Origin of the sequence: Salipaludibacillus agaradhaerens (assembly GCF_002019735.1) — a bacterium.
GTDB classification, from domain to species: domain Bacteria; phylum Bacillota; class Bacilli; order Bacillales; family Salisediminibacteriaceae; genus Salipaludibacillus; species Salipaludibacillus agaradhaerens.
Map to the genome: position 1 here is coordinate 323,377 of NZ_KV917378.1, position 16,693 is coordinate 340,069.

At 38.2% G+C, this 16,693-nt stretch carries 17 protein-coding genes and 1 pseudogene; 14 read left to right on the forward strand and 4 right to left on the reverse strand.

What is annotated here, in order from left to right; genetic code table 11:
• Positions 1 to 5 precede the first annotated feature (5 nt).
• The 8 genes from mutL to glnA all read left to right on the forward strand — a co-directional run bounded on the left by mutL (position 6) and on the right by glnA (position 9,389).
• Positions 6 to 1,931, forward strand: coding sequence for a DNA mismatch repair endonuclease MutL (gene mutL, locus BK581_RS01550; RefSeq protein WP_078576484.1), 1,926 nt, complete (start codon positions 6 to 8; stop codon positions 1,929 to 1,931).
• Between the two features lie 21 nt (positions 1,932 to 1,952).
• The gene (locus tag BK581_RS01555) at positions 1,953 to 2,753 is read left to right on the forward strand and encodes a class I SAM-dependent methyltransferase (protein WP_078576486.1); all 801 of its coding nucleotides are present in this window, start codon (positions 1,953 to 1,955) and stop codon (positions 2,751 to 2,753) included.
• A 5-nt stretch (positions 2,754 to 2,758) separates the two neighbouring features.
• Positions 2,759 to 3,688 (forward strand): tRNA (adenosine(37)-N6)-dimethylallyltransferase MiaA, encoded by a 930-nt coding sequence (gene miaA, locus BK581_RS01560; RefSeq protein ID WP_078579818.1) that lies wholly within the window; start codon positions 2,759 to 2,761, stop codon positions 3,686 to 3,688.
• 44 nt (positions 3,689 to 3,732) lie between these two features.
• Positions 3,733 to 3,969, forward strand: a complete 237-nt coding sequence (gene hfq, locus BK581_RS01565; protein ID WP_078576487.1) for an RNA chaperone Hfq — start codon at positions 3,733 to 3,735, stop codon at positions 3,967 to 3,969.
• A 273-nt stretch (positions 3,970 to 4,242) separates the two neighbouring features.
• Positions 4,243 to 5,193 (forward strand): AAA family ATPase, encoded by a 951-nt coding sequence (locus tag BK581_RS01570; RefSeq protein ID WP_078576489.1) that lies wholly within the window; start codon positions 4,243 to 4,245, stop codon positions 5,191 to 5,193.
• Positions 5,194 to 5,212: 19 nt separating this feature from the next.
• On the forward strand, positions 5,213 to 6,484 hold the full coding sequence (gene hflX / locus BK581_RS01575) for a GTPase HflX (protein WP_078576490.1): 1,272 nt from the start codon (positions 5,213 to 5,215) through the stop codon (positions 6,482 to 6,484).
• A gap of 28 nt (positions 6,485 to 6,512) precedes the next feature.
• On the forward strand, positions 6,513 to 7,760 hold the full coding sequence (locus BK581_RS01580; protein WP_078576492.1) for a methionine gamma-lyase family protein: 1,248 nt from the start codon (positions 6,513 to 6,515) through the stop codon (positions 7,758 to 7,760).
• 294 nt (positions 7,761 to 8,054) lie between these two features.
• Entirely contained in the window at positions 8,055 to 9,389 is a 1,335-nt protein-coding gene (gene glnA, locus BK581_RS01585; RefSeq protein WP_078576494.1) for a type I glutamate--ammonia ligase, read from the forward strand.
• A gap of 117 nt (positions 9,390 to 9,506) precedes the next feature.
• Here the strand turns inward: glnA and BK581_RS01590 are convergent.
• A pseudogene (locus BK581_RS01590) lies at positions 9,507 to 9,794 on the reverse strand (tyrosine-type recombinase/integrase); the annotation flags it as partial.
• Here BK581_RS01590 and BK581_RS20540 point away from each other — a divergent pair.
• Positions 9,793 to 9,939, forward strand: a complete 147-nt coding sequence (locus tag BK581_RS20540; RefSeq protein WP_078576497.1) for a peptidoglycan-binding domain-containing protein — start codon at positions 9,793 to 9,795, stop codon at positions 9,937 to 9,939. The pseudogene BK581_RS01590 and the gene BK581_RS20540 sit on opposite strands and share 2 nt — an antisense overlap.
• Positions 9,940 to 10,140: 201 nt before the next feature.
• Here the strand turns inward: BK581_RS20540 and BK581_RS01600 are convergent, their stop codons facing one another.
• From BK581_RS01600 to BK581_RS01610, 3 genes are all read right to left on the reverse strand, one after another.
• Complete coding sequence (locus BK581_RS01600; RefSeq protein ID WP_078576498.1) at positions 10,141 to 10,557, reverse strand: hypothetical protein; 417 nt, start codon at positions 10,555 to 10,557, stop codon at positions 10,141 to 10,143.
• Positions 10,558 to 10,578: 21 nt separating this feature from the next.
• Positions 10,579 to 12,246, reverse strand: coding sequence for a T7SS effector LXG polymorphic toxin (locus tag BK581_RS01605; RefSeq protein ID WP_078576500.1), 1,668 nt, complete (start codon positions 12,244 to 12,246; stop codon positions 10,579 to 10,581).
• 245 nt (positions 12,247 to 12,491) lie between these two features.
• Entirely contained in the window at positions 12,492 to 12,695 is a 204-nt protein-coding gene (locus tag BK581_RS01610; RefSeq protein WP_078576502.1) for a hypothetical protein, read from the reverse strand.
• A 101-nt stretch (positions 12,696 to 12,796) separates the two neighbouring features.
• Between BK581_RS01610 and BK581_RS01615 the strand changes: the two genes are divergently transcribed.
• The 5 genes from BK581_RS01615 to BK581_RS01635 all read left to right on the forward strand — a co-directional run bounded on the left by BK581_RS01615 (position 12,797) and on the right by BK581_RS01635 (position 16,636).
• Positions 12,797 to 13,129: a hypothetical protein gene (locus tag BK581_RS01615; RefSeq protein ID WP_078576503.1), complete on the forward strand. Its 333-nt coding sequence runs from the start codon at positions 12,797 to 12,799 to the stop codon at positions 13,127 to 13,129.
• 676 nt (positions 13,130 to 13,805) lie between these two features.
• Positions 13,806 to 14,324, forward strand: coding sequence for a hypothetical protein (locus BK581_RS01620; protein ID WP_078576505.1), 519 nt, complete (start codon positions 13,806 to 13,808; stop codon positions 14,322 to 14,324).
• A 12-nt stretch (positions 14,325 to 14,336) separates the two neighbouring features.
• Positions 14,337 to 14,843, forward strand: coding sequence for an SMI1/KNR4 family protein (locus BK581_RS01625; protein ID WP_078576507.1), 507 nt, complete (start codon positions 14,337 to 14,339; stop codon positions 14,841 to 14,843).
• Positions 14,844 to 15,188: 345 nt separating this feature from the next.
• Positions 15,189 to 15,791: a TetR/AcrR family transcriptional regulator gene (locus BK581_RS01630; protein WP_095995515.1), complete on the forward strand. Its 603-nt coding sequence runs from the start codon at positions 15,189 to 15,191 to the stop codon at positions 15,789 to 15,791.
• Entirely contained in the window at positions 15,791 to 16,636 is an 846-nt protein-coding gene (locus tag BK581_RS01635) for a hypothetical protein (protein ID WP_078576510.1), read from the forward strand. The genes BK581_RS01630 and BK581_RS01635 overlap by 1 nt, the downstream gene beginning before the upstream one ends.
• The last annotated feature ends 57 nt before the right edge of the window (positions 16,637 to 16,693 follow it).

Below are 16,693 nucleotides of genomic sequence, written 5' to 3' on the forward strand. Positions count from 1 at the left end.
AGAACGTGGCTAAAATATTTCAATTGAATGATCATTTGTCCAACAAAATAGCAGCGGGGGAAGTGGTTGAACGCCCAGCTTCAGTCGTAAAAGAACTTGTGGAAAATGCGATAGATGCCAATAGTCGTGTGATTCGTGTGGATGTGGAAGAAGGGGGCCTTACATCGATACGGGTTCTTGATGATGGGGATGGCATTGAAAGTGATGATTTAGAAACAGCTTTTGACAGGCATGCTACAAGTAAAATTAAATACGATCAAGATTTGTTCCGTATCAAAACACTCGGCTTTCGAGGAGAAGCGCTCCCTAGTATCGCCTCTGTGTCTAAACTTCTGATCAAGACGAGTACAGGCCATCAAGAAGGTTATGAAATGGCGCTTGAAGGGGGACGTATCACACATCGGAACTCAACAGCTCCCCGTAAAGGCACAGAGGTTGTTGTCTCGGATTTATTTTTTAATACGCCAGCTCGGTTAAAATATTTAAAAACCATCCATACAGAACTTGGACACATATCAGATGTATTAAATCGTATGGCCCTTTCTCACCCTGATGTGTCATTTATTTTAACTCATAATGAAAAAATGTTACTTCAAACAATGGGGAATGGGGATCTAAAGCGCGTAATAGCTGCCATATACGGCTCGTCTGTAGCTAAAAAGCTCATCGAAGTCTCCGCTGAATCACTTGATTTTACAGTGAAAGGCTTTATTGCAAAGCCCGAAATTACGCGATCTAACAGATCGTACATGTCCACAATCTTGAATGGACGCTATGTGAGAAATTATCCGCTTATGAAATCAATTCAACAAGGTTATCATACACTTTTGCCTATTGGCAAATTCCCTTTAGCAGTGTTACACATTGATATGAATCCAATTCTATTGGATGTGAATGTTCATCCTTCTAAGCTTGAAGTGCGAATTAGTAAAGAGGCGCAGCTGCAAGAGTTGGTAGCCACGATGATTCAAGATGCTTTTAAACAGGTACAGCTCATTCCAGATATGTCGAAGCCAGCGCGAGTATCCCACCCAAAAACTGAACAAGTACCGTTCGTTTTTGAGCATGATATAAAAGGTCAAGAGGTAATGCCTGCTGAAGAAAAAATAGAGGGACGTTCCTTAATAGATGACGACCAAACTGACATGGACACTGCAATGACCATTCATGAAACACCTGCATCACGACATGATACAGGGATAACAGATACACGATATATTATTCCTGATGAAAGCGTTGAAGAAAAGCAGGCGGGGCATCTTACTGACAATGAAGAAGGAAATGAGGAAAAGTCTTCCGAGTCTCTGTTATCTCCTGTGAATGAGGCAACAGATAACACGTCTGCTGCTGATGTGCCGGTCCTTTATCCGATCGGTCAATTGCATGGTACGTATATTCTCGCGCAAAATGATCAAGGCTTATATATGATCGATCAACACGCCGCGCAAGAACGAATTAAATACGAGTATTTTCGCGATAAACTTACTGATGCAGATACTAGGGTGCAAGACTTACTGGTACCATTGACGTTTGAAATGACGGCGGCCGAAGAAGCGTTAATTAATGAGCACCATCATGTATTAGAACAAGTCGGTCTTTTCTTAGAACCTTTTGGAACGAAAACGTATATCGTTAGATCCTGTCCTGTTTGGTTTCCTGAAGGACAGGAAGAGGAAATAATAGCTGATATGCTAGAACAGTTAAAAAATGAGCGGACGATTCAAATTGGGAAATTAAGAGAGGAAGCGGCTATTTTGATGTCGTGTAAAGCAGCTATAAAAGCAAATCGACATTTAACAAAGGATGAGATGTTTCAACTCCTTGAAACCTTACGTACGTGTCATGAACCGTACACGTGCCCGCATGGCCGCCCAATTATTATACACTACTCCACTTATGAAATCGAACGACTGTTTAAACGAATTATGTAATTAAATGTGAAAGGTACAATTATGACTCTAAAAGGTATTGTAACAACATCGGGGCGAACATCTCACAAAGTTATGGTAAAAGCGGAAAGAATTGCGAATGAGTGGGGGCTTCCGTTCGAAAGACGTCATAAACGGTCCATTAACTTATTAAAAACGACCTTTAACACGACGATTTATGTCGTTTCAAATGAGCGTATAGAAGCTTACCACCCACATGCTGATGACCCATTGTTTTTTCATCCGAATAATGCCATGTTTAGGGCTAAACATTGGATGAAACATGGAAGCGATCCTTTAATTGATGCTTGTCACCTTCAAAAAGGTGATCATGTTGTTGATGCTACGTTGGGATTGGGGGCTGACGCCCAACTGGCCAGCATGGCCGTTGGTGCATCTGGTAAAGTGATAGCACTGGAGGCGTCACAGGTGATTTCTCTTATTGTGAAAGAGGGGTTCTCGTCATATATGTCATCTTTTATGCCCCTGAATGATGCGATGAGACGGATTACGGTTTTACACTGCTCCCATTTAGAGTGGTTACTCAAGCAACCTGATGATAGTGTAGACGTGGTATATTTTGACCCCATGTTTGAGTACAAAGTAAATGATGCAGCCGGTATTAGCCCTTTACGCACGTATGCTAATTATGATTCATTAACGCATACTGTTATACGGGAAGCCGTGAGGGTTGCGCGAAAAAGAGTCATCTTAAAGGATCACTTTCGAAGCGAGCGGTTTGAAGCGTTCGGGTTCAATGTGCAGAAGCGACCATCTGCCACGTATCAATTTGGAAGTATTGAATGTCAAAAGAGAGTAGAGTGAAAGACATGACAAATCACAAGCCACTAGTTGTCATTGTAGGCCCAACTGCTGTAGGAAAGACAGCCCTAAGTATTCGATTAGCAAAAAAATTTCATGGCGAAATCGTCAGTGGTGACTCTATGCAAGTTTATCGAGGAATGGATATTGGAACAGCTAAAATAATGCAGCAAGAAAGGGAGGGCATCCCACACCATATGATTGATATCGTTAATCCGGATGATTCCTTCTCAGTAGCTGATTTTCAAGCGGAAGCTAAACAGGTGATCAGTTCGCTTCATGCACAAAATAAACTGCCCCTTCTCGTAGGTGGGACAGGCCTCTATGTCAATGCTGTTATGTATAATTATCACTTTACTGAAGCGCAGGGAGACCCTGTTTTCAGAGAAGAGATGGAGATGTATGCACAGCAATATGGTAAAGAGGCTTTACATAATAAACTTCAAAAGATAGACCCTGCTAGTTATCAAGAGTTACATCCAAATAATGTAAGGCGAGTGATAAGAGCTCTCGAAGTTTATCATCTAACAGGAAAGCCGCTCAGAGGAGATGAACAGACACCTTTGTCAAGTTCATATATACCCATCGTTTTAGGCTTAACTATGGAACGAGAATTACTCTACGCTCGCATCAATGAACGCGTGGATATGATGGTTGAGAACGGTTTATTTAAAGAGGTAGAACAACTTTATAAGATGGGCTATCGTCATTATCAATCAATGCAAGCCATAGGCTATAAAGAAATTATGTCATATTTCACAGGTGAGTTAACTAAAGAGGCTGCTATCGATCTGTTAAAACGAAATTCTCGTCGTTTTGCTAAACGTCAATTAACATGGTTTAGAAATAAAATGTCGATTCATTGGTTTAATATGACAGATGATAGGGAAAAAAGGGAAAAGGAAATTGAAGATTTTTTAGCAGGAAAGTTGTTATAAAGAGCGAATATAGTTATTAATGCGAGAAGAGGAGGCACATAACAATGAAACAACAATCTGTCAATATTCAAGATCAATTCTTAAACCAATTAAGGAAAGAAAACATTCCTGTGACTGTTTTCCTTTTGAATGGTTTTCAGCTTAGAGGACAGGTGAAAAGCTTTGATAATTTCACAGTCATTCTCGATACGGATGGCAAACAACAGCTTGTCTATAAACATGCAATCTCTACATTTTCACCACAACGTAATGTTCAATTAAACCAAGACAATAAGTCATAGAAAGTCCGGCCATGTGCCGGACTTTCTTACCCTTTCATCCTCTCTTTTCAACTAAACATTTTAAAGACTAAAGTGATAATGTATCGTATCTTAATGAAACACAAACTATTTTAAAGAACCATCTTGCTTGTTATTTTCCAAAGTGGATTGAATAGAGGCGTATAAAACCTGTATTTTACGTCTTTCTAGGCATTTGTCACACCTTTTTCACTGGTTGCGTATAGTAGTTGTGACAGGATGGTATCCACTATATTATAAGAGGTGGTGACTTCATTGGTTCAGTCTGCCAGATTAAATAAAAGAGGACAAATCAATGTGGTAATTAAATCAGAGAATAAGATAGCAACTGAAGGTCTTGTACAGCAGAGTGATCCCCCTGCTTTTAAAGGCCATAAGGAATACCACGCCATTATGAAAGAGTTTGATCGTTATGTAGGGTTAGATATGATGAAATCCTTTGTTCGTGAAATGTATGCGTGGCTTTATTTAAACACGATTAGAGAAGAGAAAGGATTAAAGACGAGTCGCCAAGCACTCCACATGGTTTTTAAAGGGAACCCTGGTACTGGGAAAACGACGGTAGCTAGGTTAATTGCTAAGCTTCTTAAAGATATGAATGTCCTTGAAAAAGGCCATCTCCTTGAAGTGGAGCGTGCGGATCTTGTTGGGGAGTATATTGGTCATACGGCCCAAAAAACTCGGGAGTTAGTTGAAAAAGCTATGGGAGGGATATTATTTGTTGATGAAGCCTATTCCCTTGCTCGTGGCGGTGAAAAAGATTTTGGCAAAGAAGCAATTGATACACTCGTGAAAGTCATGGAAGATCGTCAGCATAATTTTGTGCTAATTCTTGCCGGTTATCCAAAAGAGATGGATCATTTTTTACAACTAAACCCAGGCTTGCCGTCCAGATTCCCAATGGTAGTGACATTTCCGAATTATACATCAGCTGAACTTTTAGAGATGTTACATCAGATGGCAAAAGAGAGAGACTATCACATTAGTCCAGGCGCTGTTGACTATATTCAAGAATTACTCATGATCTCTAAAGACTATGAACGAAAGCATTTTAGTAACGGACGTTTTATAAGAAATCTGTTGGAAAAAGCCATTCGTATGCAGGCAGTAAGATTGATGCATCAAGACAGTTATAATCAGGAAAGCTTATTAACACTTATGAAAGTAGATTTTACGAAGGCTTTTCAAAAAATAATGATAGAGTGATCGTGAAAGGAAGGTTTCCGTGAAAGAAAATCGTTTAAACGTAGGAGAAGAATCTGTTGTTCTCGCTGGCGTGAGATTAAAATCTACAAATGAAGAGGATTTTCTATATCGTATGGAAGAGCTGGAAGCCTTGACAAAAACGGCAGGCGGATATGTAAAAGCTCAGCTGTTTCAAAGCTTAGAACATCCTCATACAGCTACCTATTTAGGAAAAGGGAAGGTAGAAGAACTGAAAGCACTCGTTGAAGAAAAAGAAGCTGACCTTGTTATTTTTAACGATGAGTTGTCCCCTTCTCAATTACGGAATTTATCAACACAAATTGATAGTCCTGTTATTGACCGAACACAACTTATTTTGGATATTTTTGCTAAAAGAGCTAGATCTAAAGAAGGGAAGCTTCAAGTAGAATTAGCTCAGTTAACGTATATTTTACCGAGACTAAGAGGGCAGGGGCATATATTGTCCCGCCTAGGGGGCGGGATTGGAACGAGGGGACCAGGGGAAACACAACTCGAAATAGATCAACGTCATATAAGAACACGTATGGATGAATTAAGAGCCCAATTAGCCCAAATTGTCTCTCATCGTGAACGATATCGTGAACGCAGAAAGAAAAATCAAGCATTTCAAATTTCCCTTGTAGGGTACACAAATGCGGGAAAGTCAACGTTACTTCATAAATTGTCCGATACCGATATTTATGTGGAAGATCAATTATTTGCTACGCTTGATCCTACTACGAAAAAGCTTAAGCTTCCAGCTGGAATTGATATTCTTATGACAGATACAGTGGGGTTTATTCAAAAACTTCCAACAACGCTGATCGCTGCCTTTCGTTCAACCCTTGAGGAACTAAAAGAGGCGGATTTAATTTTACATGTGGTAGACAGTTCTCATGATGATTTTGTTAATCATGAGAAAACCGTTTATCAATTAATAGATGACATGGATGCCAATCACATACCAGTTCTAACGGTATATAATAAAAGAGACCTTATTACCGATGACTTTATTGCAACTGGGCAAGGTCCTTCTATATTAATTAGTGCTCACAATAAATCAGATTTGGACAAGCTTAAACTTAAAATTCAAAGCGTGATGGAAGAACAATTCGTTCCTTATATGGTTTATTTAAATGCAGACGAAGGAAAGTGGCTTCACCGGTTGCAGAGTGAAACAATTTTAGTGAAACAAACATTTAACGAGGAACGTGAACTCTATATCGTAGAAGGTTACGCGTCCTCTGAATCAGCTATTTACCATGAATTAGAAAAACGACATAACGACTAATTTTAAAAAGGTGAGGTTTCAATACGTCATGACAGAACAAACATTAAGAGAACAAGCTGATAAAGCAGTGCTTGCTTTACAGGATAAATTTTTAGAACGTAATAAAATAAGTGAGACAAACCAAGCGAAAGTCCTTAGGGCATTTAGAGATCATGCTGTTTCAGATTTCCACTTTCACGCATCTACTGGATATGGTTATGATGATACGGGCCGTGACACATTAGAACGCGTCTATGCCCACGTGTTTGGTGCAGAAGCGGCGCTCGTACGCCCACAAATCGTGTCAGGAACACACGCCATAAGTACCGCTCTCTTCGGTGTTTTACGACCAGGGGAGGAATTGCTGTACGTGACGGGCAAACCGTATGATACGCTTGAAGAAGTGATCGGTGTAAGAGGGGAAGCTGGTTCAGGCTCATTAAAGGATTTCGGTATTATGTACAAGGACATCCCATTGAAAAATGGTGAAGTGGATTTAGTAGAAGTGGAAAAAGCCATCACTAACAAAACAAAGGTGATTGGTATTCAACGGTCGAAGGGCTATGCTGACCGCCCCTCGCTATCGGTTGCAAAAATTCGTGAAGTTATAAATGTCGTGAAAAAAATAAAAGAAGACGTAATTGTTTTTGTGGATAACTGTTACGGTGAATTTGTAGAGACAGTGGAGCCGCCAGAAGTTGGTGCTGATCTGACTGCTGGGTCTCTAATAAAAAATCCAGGGGGTGGATTGGCAAAATCAGGTGGTTACATAGTGGGGGGAAAAGCTTTAATAGACTTGTGTGGAAATAGACTGACGGCTCCTGGAATTGGATTAGAAGGTGGTGCAAACTTAAACACGTTGCGTGATATGTATCAAGGTTTCTTCCTTGCACCTCATGTTGTGAACGAAGCATTAAAAGGGGCGATGTTTACCTCGTACTTTCTAAATGGTCTTGGCATGACAACTGAGCCCCGGTGGGATGCTTTACGAACCGATCTAATTCAGTCTGTCTCTTTTCCAAATAAAGAGGCCATGATTGCATTTTGTCAGGCGATTCAAAGTGCGTCACCTGTGGATGCCCATGTAGCTCCACAGCCGAGCTATATGCCAGGCTATGAGGATGATGTGATTATGGCTGCTGGTACCTTTATACAAGGATCCAGTATTGAATTATCGGCGGATGGGCCGCTTCGTCCACCTTATACAGCTTATGTTCAAGGGGGTTTAACATTTGAGCATGTTAAGCTTGCTGTAACAGAAGCTGCAAATGTATTAGTTAAAAGACATCTCGTTTAACTTCTCAAGATCATGAGTAACAATGTAAGAAAAAGGGTAAAGTGACATTAGTCTTTTAAGAAATCTTTGTCAGAAAATTTCCCTGTCAGATAATCTGACAAGATTGAACATGAGGACTTTAATCTCCGTTATCATGTGACTATCGTTAATTAAAGAAGAATTTGAATGTTTGTTCTATTCTGAATGGACACAATTCTTCTAAATTGGAGGAGTTTCTGGGGGCTTTACTTTTCATAGGTTTAGCTGATGCTCCAATTCTAAGTAGCCCATATTTTGAAGGAGGAGAAGAAAAGAATGAGTAAGTATTCTAGAGAAGACATTTTACGCATGGCAGATGAAGAAAACGTAAGATTTATCCGACTGCAATTTACAGATTTACTAGGTATTATCAAAAATGTTGAAATTCCTGTTGATCAGTTAACTAAAGCGTTAGACAATTTAATGATGTTTGATGGATCTTCAATTGAAGGATTTGTCCGTATTGAAGAGTCGGATATGTATCTTTACCCTGATCTTGATACATGGGTCATCTTCCCGTGGACTCCTGAAAAAGGGAAAGTAGCACGATTAATTTGTGATGTATACAGCCCGGATGGGACACCATTTGAAGGGGACCCTCGTGGTGTGTTGAAAAAGGTTCTTCAAGAAGCGAAAGATCTTGGCTTTACGGATTTCAATATTGGACCTGAGCCAGAATTCTTCTTATTCAAAAATGATGAGCGCGGTGAACCAACACTTGAGCTGAATGATAAAGGTGGTTACTTTGACCTTGCTCCAACGGACTTAGGGGAAAACTGCCGTCGTGATATCGTATTAGAGCTAGAAGACATGGGCTTTGAAATTGAAGCATCTCACCATGAAGTAGCTCCTGGTCAGCACGAGATTGATTTTAAATATGCTGATGCTGTTACAACGTGTGACAACATTCAAACGTTTAAACTCGTAGTTAAAACTATTGCACGTAAACATGGCTTGCATGCAACGTTCATGCCAAAACCGCTGTTTGGAGTAAACGGAAGCGGGATGCATGCCAATATGTCTTTATTTAAAGACGGAGAGAATGCATTCTTCGATCCTAATACTGACAATCAGTTAAGTGAAACGGCTATGCAGTTCTTAGGTGGTATCCTTAAACATGCCGATGCCTTTACGGCGATCACTAACCCGACTGTTAACTCTTATAAGCGTTTAGTGCCTGGGTATGAGGCACCTTGCTACATTGCTTGGTCATTACGTAACCGTTCACCACTCGTGCGTATTCCATCTTCTCGCGGTTTGAGCACGCGTATTGAAGTACGTAGTCCAGACCCAGCTGCAAACCCATACTTAGCAATGGCTGCAATGCTGGCTGCTGGTCTAGATGGCGTGAAGAAAAAGCTTTCTCCGCCACCTGAAACTGATCGCAATATCTATGCAATGGACCTTGAAGAGCGCCAAGCTGAAGGTATTGAAGCGCTACCAGCTACGCTCAAAGAGGCAATTGATGCACTTGGTAAGAACGAAACAATCACGAACTCCCTCGGTAAACATGCTCTTGAGCACTTTATCGAAGCGAAGGAAATTGAGTGGGACATGTTCCGCACACAAGTTCACCCTTGGGAGCGCGACCAGTACCTACAAACCTATTAATAAGACAAACCCCCTGTTGCCGAAAGGCTTCAGGGGGTTACTTGTTAAGGGCAAATGGCTTTTTGCAGTGGTATATTAAGTGGTGACCTAAATTTGACCTAAAATTTTTATAAAGAATTAATCGAGGATGTTTTTCGTATAGTCCTCGAACTTCTTCATTTTATCTTTTTGTATCTTCTTACTTATGTGTGAATAAACATCTGCGGTGATTTGGATACTGCCGTGCCCCAAACGTTCTTGGATATATTTCAGATCCATACCTGCTTCTAAAAGTAAAACAGCATGTGTATGTCTAAGAGAGTGGATAGGCAAGGGGGCTAGGTCGGATTTCTTAAGTATCCTGCTGAAAGCATTGAACAAAGTGGACTTAGGAATATAGCTGCCGTTTTTTCTTGCATTGATCATGACAAAAATTTTTATTGATCCAGGAGCTGTAGATGGTGTCTTTGAATCCAAAACAAGAAGTGCTGTTCTTACTTTCCAACGACAGAACAACTTACAAGTGGAGGGGGTTGGGGGACATCAGACGTTTCAGATATTGTTTAAGTGATAAAAATAGCAGTGGTTGGTTTATTGGCCCCTGCTTTTAGCTACTTATGTACTGCCTAGTTTTAAAATAAAGCGTGTGAATAGCGTTTCCACACCCACATAGAGGGGAGATTGTTTCATACATTTCGCGAGAGTGTTAAAGAACTAAAAAGCGATTGCCATATACAATCGCCTATTTATTAAATTATCTGGTAGGCAGGATCTAAATAAAATCTACACGTAGGTTTCCTATAAATGAAACCTTACTGTTAACTTCCAAGAAATCAACGTCATTTTCAAGCTCCACGACAACTGTTCCTAAACTCTTACTAAAAAATTCAAATGAGTCTAAGTCTATTATTTTTGAAACAGTAACATTGCATGCTGTGTGAGATGAGCCTAGTTTATCTTGTACAATTTCGTCATAATCAAAGCTAACTACCTTGATTTTGTTAACCCACTCTATTGAAAAATCACATTCCTTTTCAACTATTTCTTCCATAATTTCAAATCCACTCTCAACATAATTACCATGTTCTAAACCATACGCCCATACTTTATTATTCGATTCTGTCAACTCCAATAAATAGAGTCTCTCATATCCATCAAATTTCATTTCTTTAATCCTAGCTCTAGGCATAATTACCTCCCTATACTCTTATTATTGTAGTTTTAAGAAGTCTTTTGGTGAAGTTGGCATCATTGTTTGAATCTTTCCATTCTGAACAATTACTGCAACACCCTTTTTAGCTTTTTCTGCACCTTCGACAAAATATATAGTTTTATCACCAACTGTTCTCATTGAAGTATAATTAGTCATTACATTTTTAGCAGAGTTGGTGAAATTCTCAAATCCTTGAACTGTATTTGCAAAGTCATTAGGGTCCACACCTAAACGCTTAGCTAATGAGGGGATTCGTTCAGGGTATAACTCCCAATAATTATTGAAGTGCTTAACACCTTGGTTAGTTCCATCAGCGAGAGTTCCCCATGATTTAGCAGAATTGGATTTAAGCATCGACTCTGCAAGGTTACCCGTACCCTTAGGAACACTTGCAACATCACTAACATTATCACTCTGTCTAGTAACATCTGAAACGTTATCGGCATTATTAACCAACTTACCACCACGCTTGGCGCCCTTAAGTAATGGTCCACCGATAACTGAAGCGCCAGCTAATACACGTTCCCAAGTCTCTAATTCACGTCCAGTGATCGGATCAACGCCCCATACTGTTTCATAGCCTGCCTTCAAATTACTAACCACAGGCGTAAAATCCGCGCCCATAGATATCCCTTCTGCTGGATTATCTTTAAAGAAATCAACTGTGCCTGTAGTAAAAGTCTTAAAACTAATAAAAGTATTCAATGCTGTTTTATCCAACCAATTTTTCTCTTCTTTAATTGTGGCATTAGACAAAAGAATGCGACTGGAAATCATACCAAAGTCTTTAAGATATTGTTTCCCCTTTTGAAGAGCACCTGGTCCATTTTTAGTCACATCAGTGTATATCTTTTTGAGTTTTTCTCGGTGTTCTTGCATCTTTCTTATTTTTCTAATGCGTGCGAGAGCATCTAAAGAAGTCCTATCAAGTACGTTGAGACGTTGCTTTGGATAGCTCCCCGTTAATTCGGCCACTTGTGATGCTCGATTTTCCAACACGTCTGTCAGCGTACCATGTGACGGTAAATGCTGCAATTGGTCGACTGAAAAGCCTTTAACACTTAGATGACCACTATCCATGGCCCCGTGCATCTCCATTACGTACTTACTTAATGTTCGCAAGGACTCCTTGATAGACTGCAACGAGGCTGTGCCCGAGTGGTCAAATTGCAACACTTTGTCAACAACCGCGTTGGATTCTCTTTTGGCCACATGAATGGCCTGTTGGACATCGCTGTCATCAATAAGTGGGATAGAGATAATGTCTTGAATACTTCTTAGTGTATCATTCACCGAATCTGTTAATGCCATCGTCGTTTTACTGACGCGGTCGAGCCCATCATGGACATCATTTTCAATGAAGGCTTGATCAATGAAGCCACCTGATGCCGGTTCCACTATGTCTAAAGATTGTTTGATCTGCTGGAGCGTGTGCTCGTAATCATGCATGAACAGTCTAAAGAACTGAATGAATGGGATATGGCAGGTGGCATAGAAATTGCGAATAGCTTGACCGCCTGGGCCTCTAAACGCATCTTCTAAGTTAATGAAATTGTTAAGCGCCACTTCTACGTCACGTATTTGCTTTTCTTTCTCGTGCAGCGCCTGAATGGTGATATCAATCGCTTCATGAACTTTATCTACATCTAATTGCTTCATACTCATTGAATAGACGCTCACTTCCTATTTAATTATAATTGAAAAAGCGTGATAGACACGCTTCTATACATAATAATGGAAATGAATTTAAGGTTAAATAAGGAAATAGACGTATTTTTCAGAAGTTATAGGATGCGACTGTAAGTGAAAAATTAGAAGATTTAGGTCCTTAGTCATTTATCTATGGACAAAATAAAAGACTAGCACATCACTAGGCTAGTCATGATAGTCTCTTGGTAGGCTTAAAGTCACTATTTCTCTCTCAACGCCACATCTTTACTTTTATCCTTATCCCACCAAATGAGTTTCTTATCTACAAGGGTAGCGAGTGTTTTATCCAAGTCTTTGGGTGTTTTACCTGTAAATTTAAGCAAATTGTTATATTTAGTGTGCTGGCCTTTGACATGGTTATGATTAAATATGATACGGTACACTTTACGTTCTGCGTCTGTCATGTTGTCACCTCGTTAACACCTAAAATACAAACAAACGTTCTCTTTGTCAAATGGTTATTGTTACCTATATAGGAAGCGTGTAGAATAGGAGGGTCAGAAAAATGGAAAGTAGTATTGGTAGATTAATGTTTTTATCAGGTATAGCTATTATAATTATTGGGGCAATTTTAGCTCTTATTATTGGCTTTAGATTTTATATCATTCCACCGGAAGTTGGTGTTACAGGTAAAGTGTATGACGAAGGAGAACTCCACCCACAGCGATGGTGGTTAGCTTTTGGAGCCTTTTTATCTACAACAATTTCTGGGTTAATTCTTATGGGGATCTCAGGTATTATTCAAGCAATTGAAGTAGGGAAATTAGAATTGAAACAGGGGAAAGAAGAGTCAGTTGGAGACAGCGATCCGGATTATAACCCGGCATTAGATAGGTAATAAGAGGTATGCCCATCGTTTGCCCACTAAAGATAAGTTTATTGTATGTTTTTTGTGTATGGAAGGTAGCCGTTCTGGAGATTAGGTCAACCTATTTATTAAATCTGTGTTGACCTAATATTGCCTAAAATAAAATCAATCATTCTTAATTGGTTTTAAAATCAATTTTTAAAAAGTTGTTATATCAGTGTTTTGATAATGGTTTTTAGTCGTTTTTATACAGGAAACACGATCCGTACACAAATTCACCCTTGGGAGACCAGTACCTACAAACCTATTAATAATACAAACCCCCTGTTGCCGAAAGGCTTCAGGGGGTTTGATATTTTGGCCGTTCGATTCTTAAAAGTGCTATATTTAGTTACGACCAAAAAAATTATAAAAAATAAACTTTATTTTCTAATGGTATTCATAAGTTTTTTATACTTATATCGCAATTATTATTACTTTTATTTGGATTTTTATCTACCTATTAAAAAAATCTCTTAAGAAACGATGAAAATAATTACGATTCTTACATTTTTATCTTGATTTCTAATTCAAGGAGATATATTATATTCTAATTGACAGTTGCAGAGTCCTGTGAAAATTCTTGAGGACTGTTTTTTTGCATTGGAGAGCATTGTTTGGTGTTCGCATTATTTGTAGCAAATATCATTTTAGGAGATAAAATATTATGAAGAGAATGATTTTGATAGTGTTTGTAGTGAGCTTTTCGTTTCCATCAAGCATAAGTACTTCTAAGTCTCATGAAGGCTTAGGAATCGATGAAGATTATATAAAGATAGTGGAAGAGCCTTCTCTTAATGGATTTATTATTGAGGAAGAAAATAATTTAAGTAAGATTGATTTGCAACTAAAGAAATTAAAGACAGATATAGAAAAAATGAGTACTTTAAATGATTTTGAACAAGATGTTTATGAATATCTAAAAGATATTGACTTTCATGAAATAATTGAAGAGGAGGAACAAATTTTAGAAGAGCAACTGGCAATTAAAAGAGATTTAATTAATCCCATTGATGAAAATTATGATTTGACAATAGAAGATTTAGAATTCCCATCTATTAGTGATAAGTATGATACAACAGAATTAATTGATGTGGAAGTATCGGTATATGTTGTAGACTTAGAAAGCGAAAGTGAAGAATATGATGTTTATGAATTATCTGATTATGTAGAAAAGATAGATTAAATTAGAAGGTAGGTGATAAAATTGCTTCTCAAAAATACGCTTAATTCATTGAAAAGGCAACTTAATAAAGAATCTAAATTAACCATTTTATGTGAAGATGGAACAACTACTCAGGTTCAGTTTACATTTAACGAGCCAGCGACAGAAAAAGAACTGAAGAAATTACCGTGTGATCTTCCCACTGAATACAAGGAGTTTTTACTTTTACATAATGGCGCTCGATTGTATGTAGATCTAGAGGAGAGAAGTAGTTTTGAACTGTTTAGTGTCGATGAAATCCTCTTACATTATAGTTATGATGATGATTGGCCAGAAGGTTGGTTACCTATTGGCGCAGGGTTTGACGAGTCATTGGTACTAGCTCCTAACAAAGATAAACGAGGATATATTTTCTGGATGCAAACAGGTGTCTCATTCGATGAGCCCGAATATATTGGGAATTTAAAATTTGATGAGTGGTTTAATTATTTCTGTGTTGCACAAGGGGCAAAATTTTGGGAGTGGGATAGAGGTTGGTAGGGGGCTGTTAGTTTGTTAAGCTCGTTAAAGAAAAAAACAAGATATTCCTAAAAGAAATAATAAAAAAGAACAGGAAGTCCAACGTAAAAAATACCGGCCACATGACTGATGGGCGGTATTTTAGTATGTTTGATTAGTATTTTATCGGAAAATTTCAAATAAAGTATAGCATTCATATTTTCTAGATACCTTTTTATAGAAATTATGAAACGTTTTCATTATTAAAAGAAAAAGTTTAATAAAGTAAATTTTTGTGAACTTTACTTGAAATGACACTTATAAAATGATTTTTTTGTTATTATATTACCAATGGTAATTACCGTTGGTAATGAAGGAGTTGATCATGTGAAAAGGGCTAAGAATGATGTGAGTAAAGAACTAATAATTGAGACTGCATTACGGTTGATTGAGCAAAATAAAGGTTTGAAAAATGTAAATCTAAGGGGGATTGCTAAGGAGATCGGATGTGCCCATACAAATCTATACAATTATTTTAATAGTTTTGATGAAATAATTTGGGAGACACTGGAGCAAATATTACTTAAAATGATTGATCATGTAGAGGTAAATGTTGTCTCTACAACTAATGATGAAGAGAAGTTTTATGCTGCACTGGAAGCTATACTAGAATTTTCATTAATGCATCCAGAATGGTATAGGATAGTCTGGTTTGAATCAATAGATGGAACTCCAACCGCTTCAACTGCTGAAATATTAGTTAGACCTATGGAAGGGTTTAATAATTTGCTTATAAAAGCCAGTGGTGGAATGCTTACAGAAGAAAAAGCAAATACAGTTGCTAATATACTGCATAGCTACTTGCACGGTGAAGTTTGTAAAATGATTAGCGATCGTAGTCCTACAAGCTGCAAGGAAGAGACATGTGTAAGGATATTATCAAATCTCAAACAGTTGTATAAATTGCTAATAAAAGAGGAGGATCAATAATGAAAATTGTATATGAGGTTTGGTGGAAAATGATTGTGATTATTATTGTAAGTATCCTATTGAATATTATTTTACATACAATTTCTCCCATAGAATCAGCCAATATCTCATTAGGAGAACCAAGTATCTTTGTAAAAAACGATATGCTTATCCCTGCACTTTTAGTTTGGGAGGTGTTAACATTTAGCGTGTTTTCCCTCGTTTTTCTATTCGTCCAAAAAAGACTTCCCGGTAAGAAACTGAAGAAAGGTTTTTTATATGGTCTTTCCATAGGTGGACTGTACTTTATTGGAATGTTTGAATCGGCGCTATTATTTGATACGACTGTCTTTACCGAATTGTTGATGGGGTTGCCGGATTTTGTTTCCTTTGTAATTTCTGGTACTTTGCTAGGAATGGCTGTGGGAACTGATCGAGTCCAGAAAAGTAGCAATCATAATGTGTTAGTTGTTTTTATTATAGCCCTATTGTATGTTAGTGGCAGATACTTGGCTTACACTTTACTGAATATAAGCTCTGTGTACGATATAAAGCCGGCGGGGACATTTTTCTGGACACTGGGTCTTGGATTGTGGGTGGGAACGACCTATTATCTTATGCAACCAGAAAACAGGGAGAAGTCTATAGCGTTTCAAGGGTTATTTTTTGGAGCTATTATTTTCGGATTAAATTGGTCGATGAATCATGTTTTTTTGTTTACAATAATTGAATTTGACTTCGATTTACTCATTCGCGTAGGTACGGACATACTTTTCACAATTTTCGGTGTTTGTACTTATATGAAGTTGTTTAACAGAAGGGCAAACCCTAGGTCAAAGTATCATCCCTACAAGCTTGGATCCTAAGAAAGAAGCTCTGTAAACTCTTTACATTCCAAAATAAATACATCACCCAATTGACAA